This is a genomic window from Pseudomonas lactucae (assembly GCF_016937615.1).
Classification (GTDB): Bacteria; Pseudomonadota; Gammaproteobacteria; order Pseudomonadales; family Pseudomonadaceae; genus Aquipseudomonas; species Aquipseudomonas lactucae.
Genome location: NZ_JAFHKI010000167.1, coordinates 21781 through 37727, shown reverse-complemented (window position 1 = coordinate 37727; position 15947 = coordinate 21781). Strand labels below are relative to the sequence as shown.

The window sequence follows — 15947 nt, the reverse complement described above, 5'->3', positions numbered from 1 at the left end:
CAGGTTGATTGACGGTGGGGCTTTTTGGGGCTGCTGCGCAGCAGCGGGAGCAAGCTCCCTCGCCACGACGGCGGTTACTCGCGTTGGTAGCTGTCCACCTGCACTCCGTCGGCATTGAACACATTCACCCGGTTTTCGTCTTTCGCGTCCCAGATGCTGTACGTCGCGTCGTTGCTGTTGGTGGGCAGGCTGTAGGTGGTGTACGAGCCGAGTTTTTTCACCAGGGTGTTGTTTTTGTCGATCAGCACCAAGCCTCTGAAACCGTCCATTTCCGCCGAGGCGAGGTTTTTCTGGAACGGGTTGAGACGGGTGTACTTCAGGGGCACGCGCAGTTTGCCGGTCAGGTCGAGCGCGCCGTAGCGTTCACCTTTTTTGACCACGGCCATGCCATTGGAGAACGGCTCGACTTCGTCATAGGGCAAGCTGATGGGCAAGGGTTTGCCTTCGGGGGTGATAAAGCTGTATTTGCGGCTTTTGCGGTCTTGCACCAGTTGCGGCTGGCCCTGGATAAAAGCGCCGATGGTCGTGCTGCCGGGTGGATTGAGCTTTTGCAGTTGCAGGGTATAGACGTCTGTTTGCCCCCCGTCAGCCGAGGTGGTGTAGAGGTAGTCACTGACGACGTCGATGTTGGAAAAGCGTGGCGCCAGCAGTTCCTTGCCAGCCAGGTTCCATACACCATAGGACGAGTCGCCGCCGTAGGTCTTCAGCCCAGGCCGGGCAATGAACAGGTCGCCGACCACCTGAGCATTGACGTACTTCATCGGCACCACCACTTGCTGCTTTTTCACATCGTATACGCCGTACGGTCCGTTGGTTTCGCGTTCGACGATCATCAGGTCATCGTTGATCGGCTTTTCGATGATCTCGAACGGCAACTCCTTCAACGTATGCCCCCCGGGCACGAACGCAAAGTACTTGAACAGCAACTGGCTCCAGCCATCTTTCTGCGGTGTCTTGCCCACCTGCATGTTGAATACGCCGGGCATCGGGCTGTACTCGATGCGTTCAAAGCGCGGCTTGACCACCCATTGGCCGTTGCTGTCGATAAAGCCACTTTTTTTCGTGGCGTTGTCGTAAGCGATATAGCGCGCCTGGGGCGGCACGCTGTTGTGCATCTCCAGCGTCAGGGTTTGCGGCTGGGTGGGGTCCAGCTGGTAGATGACGATGCTCGCCGGGGTGTCTTCGAACTGGTAGGTGGCTTGCACGTTGGTCAGGGCGCTGGCGCTGGCGCTGTCCGGCAGGCCGTTGATGAACTGCTCCAGGTGTTCCTGCAGCGCGGCGCTGGTGGTGTAGCGGGAGAAATTGTCCTGCATGCGCAGCAGTTCGTCGTAGTACGCGCGCAGGTTGGCCTTTTGCTCGGCGGTCGGCGGGGAATTGCTGCTGTTGCCGCCGCTGTAGAGGGTCTTGCCGTCGGCGTCGAGGCCCTCGACCACGTAGGTTTTGTCCTTTGGCGTGACCAACAGCAGCGAGGCGCGATCGTCCGCCAGGGCGGTCAGTTGGTAGACCTCACCGTTGTCGCCGGTGACTTTCGGATGCTTGGGGTCCAGCACGATTTTCTTGAAGTCGGGGTAGCTCGGGTAGGTGAGGGCGACGCTGACGCGCTCCACCGGCTTGTTGACCTTGAGCTCGGCCTTGGACGAGTCCTGTTCTTCGACGTTTTCGAGCCCAACGTCGGCAAATGCCTGTTGCGTCCCGTCGCGAAAATACACGGTTTGTACGGCGTAACGTTCCTGCTCGCGCTGGTCGTGCAGGGCGCCACGCTTGAGGACCTCGCGGATCGGTTCAACGTCCAGTTTCAGTCCCGACTGGTTGTCGAAAAAGAACTGCTCGAACGCCGGGGTTTTCCGTGCGAGCTCTTCCAGCGCCGTTTTCAGCTCGGCAGCGGGGAAGGGCACAAAGGGCTCGTCATAGCGCAGCTGTTTTTTCTCGCCGGTCGGCTGGTCGGGGTTGGCTACCGGTGAAATTTCCAGGCGCATGCTTTCGATCATTGCGATCTGGTTGATGCTGTCGCGCGCGTCCATTTCCAGGTAGTTCAGGCGTTTTTTCGCTTGCGCCAGTGTCAGGCTGTGGAGGTCGTCCACTGCGCCTTCATTGAGCTGGTCTTCGCTGTATTCGGTGCCGCTGACCAAGCCCGTGACGACGTGACGGTCAAACAGGTAATAGGCCGCGCTGCCGATGACGGCGATCACCACCAGGGCGCTGGCAAGGAGTTTGGTTCGGGTCAGGGCGGTTTTCATTATTGTCAGACTCGAGAATAGGGCTGGCGCAAGGTTAGCAGGTCAACGGGCGCGGGCGGTCTGGTTGTATACAGTTTGTTAGCGCAGGCCCAAGTAGAGCCAATTGTTCTATTCGCGTCATGGCAAAGCGCGAGGTTGTTCACTAGCTTTCATACACATCCTCCACGCAGTCGGGTCAGCAGTACTGCCCAGTCGCAAAGATAAAGGCATATTGCTATGTATGAGTGCTCTGCTGATTCGTCGTCGGTCATCCCGCCCTTTACCGTGCGGGCGCTTCATTGCCCCCCTCCCGTGCGCATAGACGACGCATTGGGTCTCGAGGTGAATGAGCGATTAATGGAGTGGATCGAGCGCATCGGCATCTTTCCCGGCAAATGGGACAAAATTCGTGCCTCGGATTTCGGTCGCTACGCCATGTTGTGCCATGTGGATACCGACGATCCTGATCGGCTGCTGCTACAAGGCCAATGCCTTGCGGCGTTGTTTGCCGTCGATGACCATTATTGCGATGACCGCTCGCTGGGTTGCGATCCGCGCCAAGTCGCCCCGCGGTTATCCTTCGCCATTGCTGCCATGGACCCGGCTTACCTGCCTGCGCCTTTCGACACTCAGTTGCAGATCCAGCTTAACCTTGATCCGGTGCTGGTTGGCCTGCACGCATACATGCAGCGCGTCAGCCAGTTTTGCACGCCGTCTCAAGTTGCCAGGGTGCGCCAAATAAGTATCGCGATGTTCGTGGCGATGGCCGCTGAGGGAGCCTGGCGTGTGTGTGGTACCCGGCCGACCGTCGCCGAGTACCTGGCCAGTCGGCATATCAACAGTTTCTGGCCGTGCTTGGTCTTGATCGATCCTGTCGGCGGTTATGAAGTCCCGGCCAATCTGTATTCGCAGCCGCAGGTGCACCGTGTCACGGCCCTGGCGTCCCTTGCGACCACCCTGGTCAACGATTTGTACTCGGCCTACAAGGAGCATCTGAACGAGGTCGGCACGTTCAAACTGCCGTATTTGCTGGCGGCACAACACCAGTGCTCGCTTCAGGAAGCGATCGACAGGATTGCCGATATCCATGACGACGTGATGCATGAGTACGAAACAGTGGAGCGTGCGCTGCTGACGGACGCAACCCCGCTGCTGCGACGCTATCTCACGGGGCTCAAGGCATGGGTGGCGGGGAACCTGGAGTGGCACAAGCACAGTGCGCGATACCAGGCTGATTTCATGGGCTGAATGATTGCGCGCGCCCGCGGTCGGAACCTGGGTACGTGCCATTCATTGAAGGAGTACCCAATGACGTCCAAATCCCTGCTTGCCTGCGTTTTAGTCGCTGCCAGCCTGAGCACCGCCAGTTTTGTGGTACTGGCCGGTGATACCCCCCAGGAAACCGTGCAGCCTTCGAACATCAATGCCCGTGATCTTAAAGAAGGCGACCGCGCCCCGGATATCCTGATGCGTAAGGAGTCGGCCATCAGCGACTGGAAAAAACGCGGCCTCAAACAGCCGGAAGACGAAAGCCAATGGACGCGCGTGGGCGATAAATACGTGCTGCTCAAAACCACCAACGGCACCATTCTGGAGATCACGCCCGCCAAAAAGTGACCCTCCTTTTTTTCCTGTCCTTGCGTTAAGGTAACCGGCCGCAATGGTCGCGTTACCTTTGGAAGAATGAGAGCAGGATGCTTGCCACCCTCAGAAATTACCCCCGCACCGTAAACCTGTTGCTGAGTGCCACGTTGCTGCTGACGCTGGCCAAGGCGATCACGTTTCCGTACCTGGTGATCTACCTCACCAGCCACTTTGCCCTCGACATCAGCCAGGTTGGCCTGGTGATCGGCAGCTCGCTGATTGTCGGCTCGTTGCTGAGTGTCTATGGCGGCTTCCTGGTCGATCGTATCAACAGTTACCGCCTGCTCCTGGGGATGAGCGTGCTGTTTGTGCTGGGGTTTATCGGCACGTTGCTGGCGCAGAATATCTGGGCGTTCTACAGCTGCCTCATCCTGATCAACCTGGCCTATGCGGTCATCGATATCGCAATAAAGGCCGGTTTTGCCAGCCTGTTGCCCGAAGAAGCACGCAGCGAAGTCTTCTCTATCAAGTACACCCTGACCAATATCGGCTATGCCGTGGGGCCGTTTTTCGGGGCGATGGTGGCCAAGCTGGATATCAGCCTGCCATTTATGCTGTCGGCACTGTTGGGGGCGGGGTTTTTCCTGCTGTACTGGCGTTGGGGCGACCGCACATTGACCCGCGTGGATGTCGCACAAAAACCTGTGTCATTCCTGGCGGTGGGCCGCGTGCTACTCAAGGACCATCGTCTGGTGTGCTTCACCCTCGGCGGCCTGCTCAGCGCAGTGGTGTTCGGTCAGTTCACCGCTTACCTGTCGCAGTACCTGGTGACGACCACCACCGCCGAATACACCTACACCGTGATCAGCGCCGTGCTCACCACCAATGCCGTGCTGGTGATCGCGTTGCAATACCTGATTGGCCGGCGCATCTCGCACCGCTACCTGAGCCAGTGGCTGATCGCCGGTTTGAGTATGTTCATGTTGGGGTTGATCGGCTTTGCGCTGTCCACCAGCGTGCTGTGGTGGGTGGTGGCAATGGCGGTGTTTACCGTCGGGGAGATTATCGTATTCCCGGCCGAATACATGTTTATCGACCGGATCGCCCCGGATCACCTGCGGGGCATGTACTACGGGGCGCAGAACCTGTCCAACCTCGGCGCCGCGCTGGGGCCGGTGTTGTGTGGCTTGGTGCTGGCCAGCCTGCCGGCGCACTACATGTTCTACATGCTGGGCGCATTTATCATCGGCGGCGGGGTGTTCTATTTCATCGGGGCGTCGTTGAAGGCCAATCCTCAAGCGTGAGTTTGCCCACGTTGTTGCTGTGCAGTTCGTAGCGCAGCTCTTCGACCATCTTTTCCACTTCCTGCGGGGTCTGCAGCCGGTTGGTGCTGATCCCTGTGACCACCAGGTCCACCCGGCCGGTTTCGGCGTCGTAGACCTTGAGGGTCAAGGACGCATCCCGGCACAGGGTGAATTCGCAGGTCAGGGGCGACAAGCCTTCTTCGATGCTATTTCGCAGTTGAGCGAGGGTAAACATGCGGCTTCCTTCAAGGCATAGGTTTATGCGTTAAAGGTTATTGATTGGCCGCGGGCACCATAAGGCGAATTAGCACTAGGCCTACTAGTGCATTTGCACTGTCAGCGCTGTTTTTTTACCCGTAACTCCCCGGCAAACAGCCCGCGTTCACGGGCCCAGACGATTGCCGCGCTGCGGCTGTGCACCCCCAGCTTGGAGTACACCGTGGCCACATGGTTACGCACGGTGTTGGGGGCCAGCTTCAGGCGTGAGGCGATTTCCTTGTCGGCCAGTCCTTCGCAGATCAGGCCCAGTACGTCACGCTCGCGGGCGGTGAGGTCGGTGTAGCTGATGTTGGGCAGGTTGGGGCTGTTCACGCTCTTGGCGTTGGCCAGTTTTTCGATCAGGGTCTGGCTGAACCACGAGGCGTCCTGCATCACTTCCTCGATGGCCGCGACCAGCTCCAGTTCCGAACGCTTGCGCTCGGTAATATTCATCAGCACCAGCAGGTAGCACGGTACGTCCTGGATGATCACGGTGTCGGCGGACACCACGCAATCGATCACCTCGTTGCCTTTCTTGCGCACTTTGAGGTCCTGGCCGTCGAGGTTGCCGGCTTTTTCGAGGGTGGCGAACAACTGCGCCGCGCAATCGGCGTTGTCGATAAAGTCGATGTCCTCGATGGATTTGCCGATCAGTTCTTCGCTGATATAGCCGGTAATGCTCATGAATGCTTCGTTGACGTCCACCACCTGGCGGTTGGCGGCGTTGCACACCAGGGTCGGCACCGGTGTGAGGCGGAACGACTTGGCGAAACGCTCCTCGCTCTGGCGCAGGGCAATCTCCGCCTTGCGTCGCGGCTCCAGGTCCATGAACGAAAACAGCATGCAGTCCTCTTCGTTCATGTCCAGCGGCTGGCCCGCGACCACCACCAGTTTGCTGCCGCCTTCGGGCAGGCGCAATTCGGCCTGCATCTGCGGGATGGTCGAGCCTTCGCCCAGGCGCTGGATGGCCAGGTCTTTGCGCTCGGCCTGTTCGAGTACATCCAGTTCATACACCGATTTACCGATGACCTGGTCGCGGTTGTAGCCGGTCATCTCCAAAAAGCCCTGGTTCACCTTGATGTAACGCAGGTCGCTCAAACGGCAGATCACCGCGGGCGCCGGGTTGGCGTTGAAGGTTTTTTCGAAGCGCTGCTCGGCGCTGGCCCACTCGGTGGCGTCGCTGAGAATCAGCACCAGCAACTCCGGCTCACCGCGAGAATCATTGATCACCAGGCTGCGCAGGCGGTGCACCCAGGTTTTGTCCGGGTCGGCGGTGGGGGTGACTTCCACTACCACGTCGCTGAATTCGTCACCCGCCGCTGCGCGGGCCAACGGGTAATTGTCCGGTTGCACGGGATGGTTATTGCGGTAGCGCAGGGCGAAACGCTCGACATACTGTTGCCCGCTGGCGCCCAGGCCCATCACGTCACCCACCCCATGCATGGCCAGCGCGGCTTCGTTGGCCCAGAGAATGGTCTGGTCGACCTCGGCCAGAATCACCCCATCGGACAGCCCGGAGATGATCTGCTGCAGTTGGCGACGGTTGGTTTCTTTGGCAAGGACGTCCTGGCTCATGGTGTCTCCCTGGAAAAAACGCATGCAAACTCGGACAGCCGAGGGGCTGGATAGTGCAAAGAAAATGCGCTTGGGAGAAGTATGAATGCACCCGATTAGAGCGTGCATTTGAGTCAGGGCTAGCCCTTCGTGCCGACGTCCTGACTGGTATAGACCTTTGAGCTCTGACAGTAGGCAAGGCGTTGTGGGATTCGTAGGCTGTTGCTGTCCGACCACGATTGAAGAAGGAAGCTGACCGTGAACAAGCCTGAGTTTAACGATTACCTGACAAGACAAATAACGGCAGCGTTGCAGCGTATCTCGCCAAAGTTGAGCAAGTCCGACAGGGTCGATTGGGGCAGAGTTGCGTTCTTGAAGGCCCTGAAGACGGTGGTCGACGGCGCCGCCAGCCCAGAAGACCTGGGCATTGTGGGCGCCGTCAATGATGTGGTGCAGGTGTTAGGGCTGCTGCAGGGTGGCGGGACCTTGCTGGCTGAGCTTGGTCCTTAGACCAGCTACTACAAAGCCAGCCATCACTATGTGGCTAACCGACCCACCAGCGGCACGATAATCAGCGTGCTCAGAGCCATTGAAATTACATTGCCGACGTACGGATGGATGTGTGCTGGTAAGCGCCCGGCGAGGGTGCACGCTAACGGCGGTGCGATCAGTGCACCGAGCAATGCGCTTGCGCCTACCACCGCCCAACTCCCGCCGTAGGTCAACACCGCAGCGGGTACGACGGAGACTAGAGGCACATAAGTAGGATACCAGCCACGTTTGATCCATTGTTGTCGCCAGATCACCACGCCTATCGCTGACGTCAGCGCTTGTGCTCCGACCAGAGGCAGGATGAGGCCTGAACCATAGCCTGGGCTCAAGGGGTTCAGTACATATGCCAGCAACACTCCCGCCAATAAACCTAGACTTGCCAGTTCATTACCGAAGAACGGTGCTTCTGAAAAGTCCGCTAGCACGCGCCGTATGCTCCATAACAGATTGTAGGCAGGTGGTTGAGCGGGTATAGGTTTGGTCGGTGTGATGTAGTCGCAACGCACCAAAACGGGTAAACGCCGGCAAAGCAAAAACGCAATGACACTCCCGATTGCCATACCCGATACATTGCCGATAACTACTGGCAACCCCAGCGGTGCGCAAACGTAATTGACGATCAATAAGCAGATTGGGGTAACAAGCAGTGCTCCCAGTACCGCACCATTGAATGCAACCTTCCAACCGCCACCGAACATCAATACCATCGCCGCCGGTAGTGAAACGAACGCCGCGAATGTCGGTTGCCAGGTTTCAGCGGTGACGCTCCAGCCCCACAGCAAGTTGCTCAGTATCAGCCCTAACAGCGAGCTGGTTATAAGCCAAGGCCACAGCCCTGTGCCGTAGGAAATGGGAAAGCCTTGCCAGGCTTTTCCTCGTTTGCTTGCCCACCAAGCCAAATAGGCGCCGGATAGCAGGCCTAGGGAGGCGAGTTCGTGTTTGTAGAAAGCCACTTCGCTGATGTCTCCCAGTACCCAGCGCAGCCAAGCGGCGGGATCGGGAAGGCTTGTCACCATCTCGCTGTACCCCGGCCAAGAACCTCCATAGTTGGTTGAAACCCAAATCACGAGTAAGACGCTTATCAAGCCTGAGATGAGGACTGTGATATCCGCTCGTGAACGGACAGATACTGTTTTGCAGACTGACGTTTCCATTTATTTGCCCTCCGTTCAGCGCGGTAGGGCAGGGTGCCGGGAATATCCGAGCATCTGATCGTAAAGGTCGTTGCGTCGGTCACGTTGTAGGTCGTTCAGGCTGTTCCATATCGGCGCGCTGCGAGCACTGGTGATATCGATATCGGCAAACAGTATCTCCTGGCGATTGGCTGAAGCCACTGCACCGATCGGCCAACCATTCGTCCCGGCAATCAAAGAACAACCGAGATAGCGCGCGTCACGTTCCTCACCAATGCGGCTGGCAGCGGCAATAAACACATTATTTACATGGGCGGCGGTCATCGTCAGGTACGAGGCCATGCATTTTCCCGCCTCATCGAACAATGGCGGTGGGGTCCACACCCAATTGTTCAGGCTACAAATAATATCGGCGCCTTGTTGGCTAAGAATGCGCGGCACTTCCGGGAACCAGATGTCCCAGCAGATCAGTAAACCGATGCGTCCAATCGGCGTTTCAAACACCGGAAATCCCGTATCACCAGGAGTAAACCAGAGCTTTTCCATATTCCATAAATGGGCTTTTCGGTATTTTCCTATAAACCCTTCTGGTCCTAACAAGACGGCGGTATTGAATAGTTGCTGACCATCGATCTCGTTGAGGCCAGCCACCAGATACACCTTATGCTTGCAAGCAAAATCCACCCAAGCTCTTACGCTGGCACCCTCCGGAACCGCTTCGGCATGATCGAAGGCCTCTTGTCGGTTAATGAAGAAATAGCCGCAGTTCGCCAGTTCAGGCAACACAATCAGGTTGGCGCCGCCGATTGCGGCTTCGGTCGCAAGCGCAAGGCTTTGATGCAGATTATCGGTCCGTTTGTTCATGCCCACTTGGGGGTCGAGTTGAATGACAGCTACGCGGACGGGACTTATTGATTCGCTCATGGAAGTGACCTCTTATCATTATTCAGCGCGGTGGTTGAATGTTTATAAGAAGTGACAAAGTGTTTAATGAAAAGTCGGATGTTTCCTATCGTTTTGTAGTCTGCTTCTCTTAGACGTCAGTCTGATACTCAGGGTAGTCCCGCATCGTAAAACCGCCGTTGAAAATGGCGCGGGTCTTACTGCATATATTTATCACTGTATCAATGGCCCCTCTGAAGCACGGTTCAGTCCAGCCCGCATCAACGGAAAAAGATTCGCCACAGAGATAGAGTCCTGAAGTATGAGAGTAATCTCGGTTGTATTTCATTAGGCTCACCGCGTCGTAATAAGTGCCTGCTCGATAGAGCTTCGCGCAGCCAAGTGAGTTTTTATCATTCATCCATCGCTGAACAATTGCCTGTTTCTGCGCGATATAGGGTGAAATTTTTTCTTTTATATTGGTTGACTTCAAAAGTATTCTATCAAGTTCGTCGACGCATTTCTTAACAAGCTCCGCATCGCTGAATAAAGAAAGTTTGGTGGCGTCATCTTCCCAAGTGTAGCTGAGGAGAATGCAATCGTAGGTGGTATAAGCATTATAGCGGTAGGTGTATACGTCATGGATCAAACTATCGGTTACGATGGTTTGAGGAATGTTTTTATTGTTTGACAGAAATGACTTTTTTAGAGGTGCGTAGACTTTGCAGCTCGTTTCCCAATGGGCTGTCTTGTAGGCTTCTATGATTTTGAATGGGAGGACGTCCTGACTGAAATTCTCAATTGATATTTGGGTTTCTATTAACCAAGAGGGCAGCGTCATTACAACCGAATCGCAGTCTATGAATTCTAGATTTGTTGCGCCGTTTGATGTGGTATTCCACTCATAATAGACGCGAATTTTTCCATTGTTGAGCCTTTCCAGTTTTGTTGCTGCGCTATCAGTCAGTAGACCTGAGCGGCTTTTAACAAGGTGCTCGTACAATGACAGAGGCGTTTCCTCTGCTTTTATAAAGAGCAGCGATTCGGCTAGGGATCCAAGGCCTACGTAGTTAGGTTTGTTGAAGCTAAGTCCTCTTGAATCCAAAACTTTTTTAGCGTTTAAGTACGGTGAAGGCATAGGGTTTCCGTGCGCATCAACGCGTCCGTGAATTAACTGCAAATGACTGCTGAATCCGAATATTGCAGTGCGCAGCGGATACAGAGAGCAAACGTCGTAGAAGGCTCCCCAACTGCCATCTCCAATACCGATAGAGTAGAAGACGGCAGACTCCTGCGCAGTCATACCCATTCCACCAAAGTTTCCAGGATCATTTTGGCTCCATCTATCAATGCTTGGCATCTTGACTAAGTCACGGAAGGATATACGTTCGTATTTTTTTACTATGGATGCCCACATGTCTTCCCAATGTCCGGAACCGTAATGCTCGGCGACGCTCAGGGTCATACGCTCGGCAAAAGTTTTCCATTTTGAAAAGACTTTACCCAATGTCTGCCCGGGAGGTGCCGTTTTTCCATCGGCGTTTTTCCACACAAGCATGGTCGGTTCACTGTTATCGTCAATGCTTCCTTCTCGCAGGTATATTCCAGTTGATCGAACTGCGGGGCTGCCGGGATTTGGAAAGTCTGAATGGCTTAATTCAAATTGTGTCGCATAATAGGCCATCAATGATCTACCGTTTTTGGGTGGTTCGTTTGATGTGTTGAAAAATGGCATTCTCATTGCGCCCATTTCAAAAGGAGGCCTGCCTATAGTGTTGGTGTTGTTGTGCCCGAGGGCCGTAAGGTGACGGCCGCCTACGCGTTTCGATTTTTCAAGTAAAGTAATGTTTGTGAAGCCACATCTATAAAGTTCGCGTGCGGTTGTCAATCCTGTAATGCCTGCTCCAATAATGCAAATTTTATGATGGGGGTCAGTGGCTTTGGCAACGCCATTTATTTGCTCCACCAGTTCGCGGTAGTCAAAGCATAAGTCCGGTGGGTTGGGGAATGCGGCTCGCCATTTATTACTGGTAGAGCGCTTTTTTCTATGCAGCTGTTGTGCAATATCAGCAGGGTAGTTGAAGTTGGAGCCTATGGTCATTTTATATTCCTCGGTAAAGATGATGATCTCTTTATAGATTGAACTTAGGCGAATTGATCGAGAATAAGCAGAAGGTGATTTTTTGTGAGGGCAAGTCGTGTTCTTTCGTAGGTGCGAGGGAAGCGATACGGCTGCAACTGTTCCTACACTTGCCAAACCCCACCGATTCTGGGAAAACCCCAGCCTTTACGCCTTCAACGAGAACCCCATGAGCCACGACGAACTGCAGATCACTGACACCCGCCTGGGCACCGGCAAAGCCGTGGTCAAGGGCGCGCTGATCACCACTCAATACACCGGCACGCTGGAAGATGGCACGGTGTTCGATTCGTCCTGGGAAAGGGGTAAGCCGTTCCAGTGTGTGATCGGCACCGGGCGCGTCATTAAAGGCTGGGACCAGGGCTTGATGGGCATGCAGGTGGGCGGAGTGCGCAGGTTGTTCGTGCCAGCGCATCTGGCCTATGGCGAGCGGTCGATGGGCGCGCATATCACGCCCAACAGTAACCTGCATTTTGAGATTGAGCTGTTGGAAGTGCTGACGCGGGATGATTGAGAGAGACGCGAGATATGGATATCACTTGCTCTCTTGAGGAGCTTCGGGTGGATGAGCTGAATGCCGGCGACGCAGCCGAGCTGCAGCGGTTTTTCGAGCAGGCACCGGATTACTTCATCGCGGTCAACGGTGAGCCTGCCACGCCGACCGAAGCGCGCGACGAGTTGCAGGGGGCGTTGCCGACCGGGTGGACGTGCAGCCGGATGTACTGGCTGGGCTATCGAGACGCTGATGATCGCTTGGTCGCCGTGGTGAATATTGCGGCGGATTTGCTCGCGCAGGGCGTATGGCATATCGGGTTGTTGCTGGTGGACTCGGGCAGGCATGGCACTGGCTTTGCGCAGCGGCTGCATGCGGACCTTGAGCGTTGGGCATTAGAGAATGGCGCCCAGTGGCTGCGCTTGACGGTGGTGGTGGGTAACACCAGGGCCGAGCGCTTCTGGCCCAAGCTTGGGTATGTGCAGGTGCGTACACGGGATGGGATTGCGATGGGTCGTCAGGTGAACAGGGTGTCGATTCAGGTCAAGGCGTTGGTGGAGGGCCATGTGGACGATTACCTGATACTGGTGGGACGCGATCGCCCCGTGGCACCGTAGCCGCGGATGTGCGCAGTCCCCTCCCGCATTCAAGCATCTGCATCTTCAATATAGGGGTTCCTGAACCCATCCTGAAGAATCTTCTTATTCACCACTCGGACACTTTCCTACGGTTTACTCTCCTGAAGTCGGGGCGTAAGCTTCGCGCGTTTTCATCAATAGCGGAGACCCTCAGTGGGTACTTGTTCGAGTGACAGTAGTCGGCCGGTTTCGGTAACCGGCACAGGCTTGGCAAGGTAACGCGCATTCATCCGATGCCGTTGTCTCGCCAAAAAAAGCGAGAAGCGGCATCCCGGCAGCGGCCAGTCCTGGCAGCTGTTTGATTCCCTCTCATCGACGCTGACCAGCACCTGGGTAACCTCGGGACGCGACGGACGCGCCTGCCTTTTAGGGTGGGCGGGCCAAGCCGGCTGTGCCTGTGTAACAGGCGCGGTGCGGAGGGGCGGTACCTGCACGACGGTTTTTTCCTCGCGCAGGAGTTACACCATGAACCTCACCCTGTTGAAAGAGTTCTTCGCCGGTTTCCTGCGGACCCGGCACATCGCCCGACATTTCCGTCGCCTGGCGATGCTCGAGACCGTCACCGATGCCAGCGTCAGCCGCGAAGTGCCGCCGACCCTGGCGCAAACCCTGGTGGTCGCGGCCAACAGCAGCACCGTGCAATTGCTCGGTACCTTGGGCAGCCATATCGAGGGCCTGAACACTCAGGAAGCCGAGACCCTGCGCGCGCAACATGGCCTCAATGAGGTCGAGCACGAGCAGCCGCTGCCATGGTGGGTGCACCTGTGGCACTGCTACAAAAACCCGTTCAACCTGTTGCTGACGTTGCTGGCGGTGATTTCCTGGCTGACCGAAGATATGAAGGCCGCTACGGTGATTTTCTCCATGGTGGTGCTGTCGACGCTGTTGCGTTTCTGGCAGGAGGCCAAGTCGAACAAGGCCGCCGATGCGCTCAAAGCCATGGTCAGCAACACGGCCACGGTGCTGCGCCGCGATGAAGCCAAGCGCCTCGAATTGCCGATCAAACAATTGGTGCCAGGCGACCTCATCGTGCTGTCGGCCGGCGACATGATCCCCGCCGACTGCCGCGTGCTCAGTGCCAAGGATCTGTTTGTGAGCCAGGCGGCGATGACCGGCGAATCGATGCCGGTGGAGAAGTTCGCCCAGCAACAGGACGCCCACACGCGTAATCCGCTGGACCTGGAGAACATTCTGTTCATGGGCACCAACGTGGTGTCCGGCGCGGCCACGGCGGTGATCCTCACCACCGGCAACAGCACTTATTTCGGCGCGCTGGCCCAACGCGTGACGGCCACCGACCGTGCGACCACGTCGTTCCAGCATGGCGTGAACAAGGTCAGTTGGTTGCTGATCCGCTTTATGTTCGTGATGGCGCCGCTGGTGTTGTTCATCAATGGGTTCACCAAGGGTGACTGGACCGAAGCGCTGCTGTTCGCGCTGTCGATTGCGGTGGGCCTGACTCCGGAAATGCTGCCGATGATCGTTACGTCGACGCTGGCCAAGGGCGCGGTGTTTCTGTCGCGCAAGAAGGTCATCGTCAAGCGCCTGGACGCGATCCAGAACTTCGGTGCGATGGATGTACTGTGCACCGACAAAACCGGCACCCTGACCCAGGACAAAATTTTCCTGGCACGCCATGTGGATGTGTGGGGCGAAGAGTCCGACGACGTATTGGAAATGGCCTACCTCAACAGCTACTACCAGACCGGCCTGAAAAACCTGCTGGACGTGGCGGTACTGGAGCATGTGGAGGTGCATCGCGAGCTGAAGGTGGGCACGGCGTTCCACAAGGTCGATGAGATCCCGTTTGATTTCAACCGTCGGCGCATGTCGGTGGTGGTGGCCGAGCAAGGCTTGCCGCACCTGTTGATCTGCAAGGGCGCGGTGGAAGAGATCCTGTCGGTGTGCAATACCGTACGCCATGGCGACACCAGCGAGGCGCTGAGCGATGAACTGCTGACGCGCATTCGCCAAGTGACTGCGGCGTTCAACGAAGAGGGCCTGCGCGTGGTGGCCGTGGCCGCGCAACCGATGGCACCGGGGCGTGACACCTACAGCCTGGCGGATGAAAACAACCTGACATTGATTGGCTATGTGGCGTTTCTCGACCCACCCAAGGAGAGCACTGCGCCGGCGCTCAAGGCGCTCAAGGCCCACGGTGTGTCGGTCAAGGTCTTGACCGGTGACAACGAGCTGGTCACGGCCAAGATCTGCCGTGAAGTGGGCCTGGAGCAACAGGGCCTGTTGATGGGCAACGACATCGAAGACATGACCGACGCCGAACTGGCCGAGGCAGTGGAAGTCACCAATGTGTTCGCCAAACTGACGCCCAGCCACAAGGAACGCATCGTGCGCCTGCTCAAGGCCAATGGGCATGTGGTGGGCTTCATGGGCGATGGCATCAACGATGCACCGGCGTTGCGCACGGCCGATATCGGTATTTCAGTGGACAGCGCGGTGGATATCGCCAAGGAAGCGGCCGACATCATTCTGCTGGAGAAGAGCCTGATGATCCTGGAGGAGGGCGTGCTGGAGGGCCGGCGCACCTTCGCCAACATGCTCAAGTACATCAAGATGACCGCCAGCTCCAACTTCGGCAACGTGTTCTCGGTACTGGTGGCCAGTGCGTTCATTCCGTTTTTGCCCATGTTGCCGATGCACTTGCTGGTGCAGAACCTGTTGTACGACATTTCGCAGATCGCGATTCCGTTCGACAACGTGGACGACGAAATGCTGGCTAAACCACAACGCTGGCAGCCGGGAGATGTGGGCCGTTTCATGCTGTTTTTTGGGCCAATCAGTTCGATCTTTGACATCACCACGTTCGCGCTCATGTGGTACGTGTTCGATGCCAATACGCCCGATCATCAGACGCTGTTCCAGTCGGGCTGGTTCGTGGTGGGGCTGCTGACCCAGACCCTGATCGTGCACATGATCCGCACCCCGAAAATCCCGTTCCTGCAAAGCCGTGCGGCGATGCCGCTGATGGTGATGACCGGCGTGATCATGGCCGTGGGGGTTTTCCTGCCGATGGGGCCGCTGGCGCACTACTTCAAGCTGCAGGCGCTGCCGTCGCTGTACTTTGTGTTCCTGCCGGTGATTCTGCTGGCGTACATGGCGCTGACCCAGGCAGTGAAGGGCTACTACATCCGCAAGTTCGGCTGGCAGTAATCCGTCATCTCCAAACACCCCG

Annotated in this window: 13 protein-coding genes; 7 read left to right on the top strand and 6 right to left on the bottom strand. The window is 56.8% G+C overall.

The genetic code is table 11. From position 1 onward, the window contains the following. Positions 1-74 precede the first annotated feature (74 nt). Complete coding sequence (locus JWR98_RS25870; RefSeq protein ID WP_205491568.1) at positions 75-2237, bottom strand: WG repeat-containing protein; 2163 nt, start codon at positions 2235-2237, stop codon at positions 75-77. Between the two features lie 336 nt (positions 2238-2573). Here JWR98_RS25870 and JWR98_RS25865 point away from each other — a divergent pair, with 336 nt between their 5' ends. The 3 genes from JWR98_RS25865 to JWR98_RS25855 all read left to right on the top strand — a co-directional run bounded on the left by JWR98_RS25865 (position 2574) and on the right by JWR98_RS25855 (position 5104). Further along, complete coding sequence (locus JWR98_RS25865) at positions 2574-3464, top strand: terpene synthase family protein (protein ID WP_205491566.1); 891 nt, start codon at positions 2574-2576, stop codon at positions 3462-3464. Between the two features lie 60 nt (positions 3465-3524). Then, complete coding sequence (locus JWR98_RS25860; RefSeq protein ID WP_205491564.1) at positions 3525-3833, top strand: RcnB family protein; 309 nt, start codon at positions 3525-3527, stop codon at positions 3831-3833. A gap of 77 nt (positions 3834-3910) precedes the next feature. Then, positions 3911-5104, top strand: a complete 1194-nt coding sequence (locus JWR98_RS25855) for an MFS transporter (protein WP_205491562.1) — start codon at positions 3911-3913, stop codon at positions 5102-5104. Here JWR98_RS25855 and JWR98_RS25850 read toward each other — a convergent pair. Further along, a complete protein-coding gene (locus JWR98_RS25850; RefSeq protein ID WP_078732501.1) occupies positions 5067-5339 on the bottom strand; it encodes a DUF1652 domain-containing protein in 273 nt (90 codons plus the stop codon). The two genes, JWR98_RS25855 and JWR98_RS25850, sit on opposite strands and share 38 nt — an antisense overlap. Before the next feature lie 101 nt (positions 5340-5440). Further along, entirely contained in the window at positions 5441-6937 is a 1497-nt protein-coding gene (locus tag JWR98_RS25845; RefSeq protein ID WP_205491560.1) for a PAS domain S-box protein, read from the bottom strand. Between the two features lie 237 nt (positions 6938-7174). On the opposite strand from JWR98_RS25845, the gene JWR98_RS25840 reads away from it, so the two are divergent. Next, entirely contained in the window at positions 7175-7426 is a 252-nt protein-coding gene (locus tag JWR98_RS25840; protein WP_205491558.1) for a hypothetical protein, read from the top strand. Positions 7427-7452: 26 nt separating this feature from the next. Here JWR98_RS25840 and JWR98_RS25835 read toward each other — a convergent pair whose 3' ends face one another. The 3 genes from JWR98_RS25835 to JWR98_RS25825 form a co-directional block, all read right to left on the bottom strand. Beyond that, positions 7453-8622 (bottom strand): hypothetical protein, encoded by a 1170-nt coding sequence (locus JWR98_RS25835; protein WP_179119907.1) that lies wholly within the window; start codon positions 8620-8622, stop codon positions 7453-7455. Between the two features lie 15 nt (positions 8623-8637). Next, positions 8638-9525: a nitrilase family protein gene (locus tag JWR98_RS25830; protein ID WP_205491556.1), complete on the bottom strand. Its 888-nt coding sequence runs from the start codon at positions 9523-9525 to the stop codon at positions 8638-8640. A gap of 109 nt (positions 9526-9634) precedes the next feature. Continuing rightward, positions 9635-11584, bottom strand: a complete 1950-nt coding sequence (locus JWR98_RS25825; protein ID WP_078732506.1) for a flavin monoamine oxidase family protein — start codon at positions 11582-11584, stop codon at positions 9635-9637. A gap of 208 nt (positions 11585-11792) precedes the next feature. Between JWR98_RS25825 and JWR98_RS25820 the strand changes: the two genes are divergently transcribed. The 3 genes from JWR98_RS25820 (at position 11793) to mgtA (ending at position 15925) form a co-directional block, all read left to right on the top strand. Then, complete coding sequence (locus JWR98_RS25820; protein ID WP_205491554.1) at positions 11793-12137, top strand: FKBP-type peptidyl-prolyl cis-trans isomerase; 345 nt, start codon at positions 11793-11795, stop codon at positions 12135-12137. A gap of 14 nt (positions 12138-12151) precedes the next feature. After that, positions 12152-12733, top strand: a complete 582-nt coding sequence (locus JWR98_RS25815; RefSeq protein WP_205491552.1) for a GNAT family N-acetyltransferase — start codon at positions 12152-12154, stop codon at positions 12731-12733. Positions 12734-13219: 486 nt separating this feature from the next. After that, on the top strand, positions 13220-15925 hold the full coding sequence (mgtA, locus tag JWR98_RS25810; RefSeq protein ID WP_205491550.1) for a magnesium-translocating P-type ATPase: 2706 nt from the start codon (positions 13220-13222) through the stop codon (positions 15923-15925). The last annotated feature ends 22 nt before the right edge of the window (positions 15926-15947 follow it).

Excerpts from the sequence above, each read along its gene's own strand:
- JWR98_RS25870 (WP_205491568.1), bottom strand. The coding sequence starts at position 2,237 with ATGAAAACCGCCCTGACCCGAACCAAACTCCTTGCCAGCGCCCTGGTG.
- mgtA (WP_205491550.1), top strand. The coding sequence starts at position 13,220 with ATGAACCTCACCCTGTTGAAAGAGTTCTTCGCCGGTTTCCTGCGGACC.
- JWR98_RS25835 (WP_179119907.1), bottom strand. The coding sequence starts at position 8,622 with ATGGAAACGTCAGTCTGCAAAACAGTATCTGTCCGTTCACGAGCGGAT.
- JWR98_RS25820 (WP_205491554.1), top strand. The coding sequence starts at position 11,793 with ATGAGCCACGACGAACTGCAGATCACTGACACCCGCCTGGGCACCGGC.
- JWR98_RS25815 (WP_205491552.1), top strand. The coding sequence starts at position 12,152 with ATGGATATCACTTGCTCTCTTGAGGAGCTTCGGGTGGATGAGCTGAAT.
- JWR98_RS25850 (WP_078732501.1), bottom strand. The coding sequence starts at position 5,339 with ATGTTTACCCTCGCTCAACTGCGAAATAGCATCGAAGAAGGCTTGTCG.
- JWR98_RS25825 (WP_078732506.1), bottom strand. The coding sequence starts at position 11,584 with ATGACCATAGGCTCCAACTTCAACTACCCTGCTGATATTGCACAACAG.
- JWR98_RS25845 (WP_205491560.1), bottom strand. The coding sequence starts at position 6,937 with ATGAGCCAGGACGTCCTTGCCAAAGAAACCAACCGTCGCCAACTGCAG.
- JWR98_RS25855 (WP_205491562.1), top strand. The coding sequence starts at position 3,911 with ATGCTTGCCACCCTCAGAAATTACCCCCGCACCGTAAACCTGTTGCTG.
- JWR98_RS25830 (WP_205491556.1), bottom strand. The coding sequence starts at position 9,525 with ATGAGCGAATCAATAAGTCCCGTCCGCGTAGCTGTCATTCAACTCGAC.
- JWR98_RS25860 (WP_205491564.1), top strand. The coding sequence starts at position 3,525 with ATGACGTCCAAATCCCTGCTTGCCTGCGTTTTAGTCGCTGCCAGCCTG.
- JWR98_RS25865 (WP_205491566.1), top strand. The coding sequence starts at position 2,574 with ATGGAGTGGATCGAGCGCATCGGCATCTTTCCCGGCAAATGGGACAAA.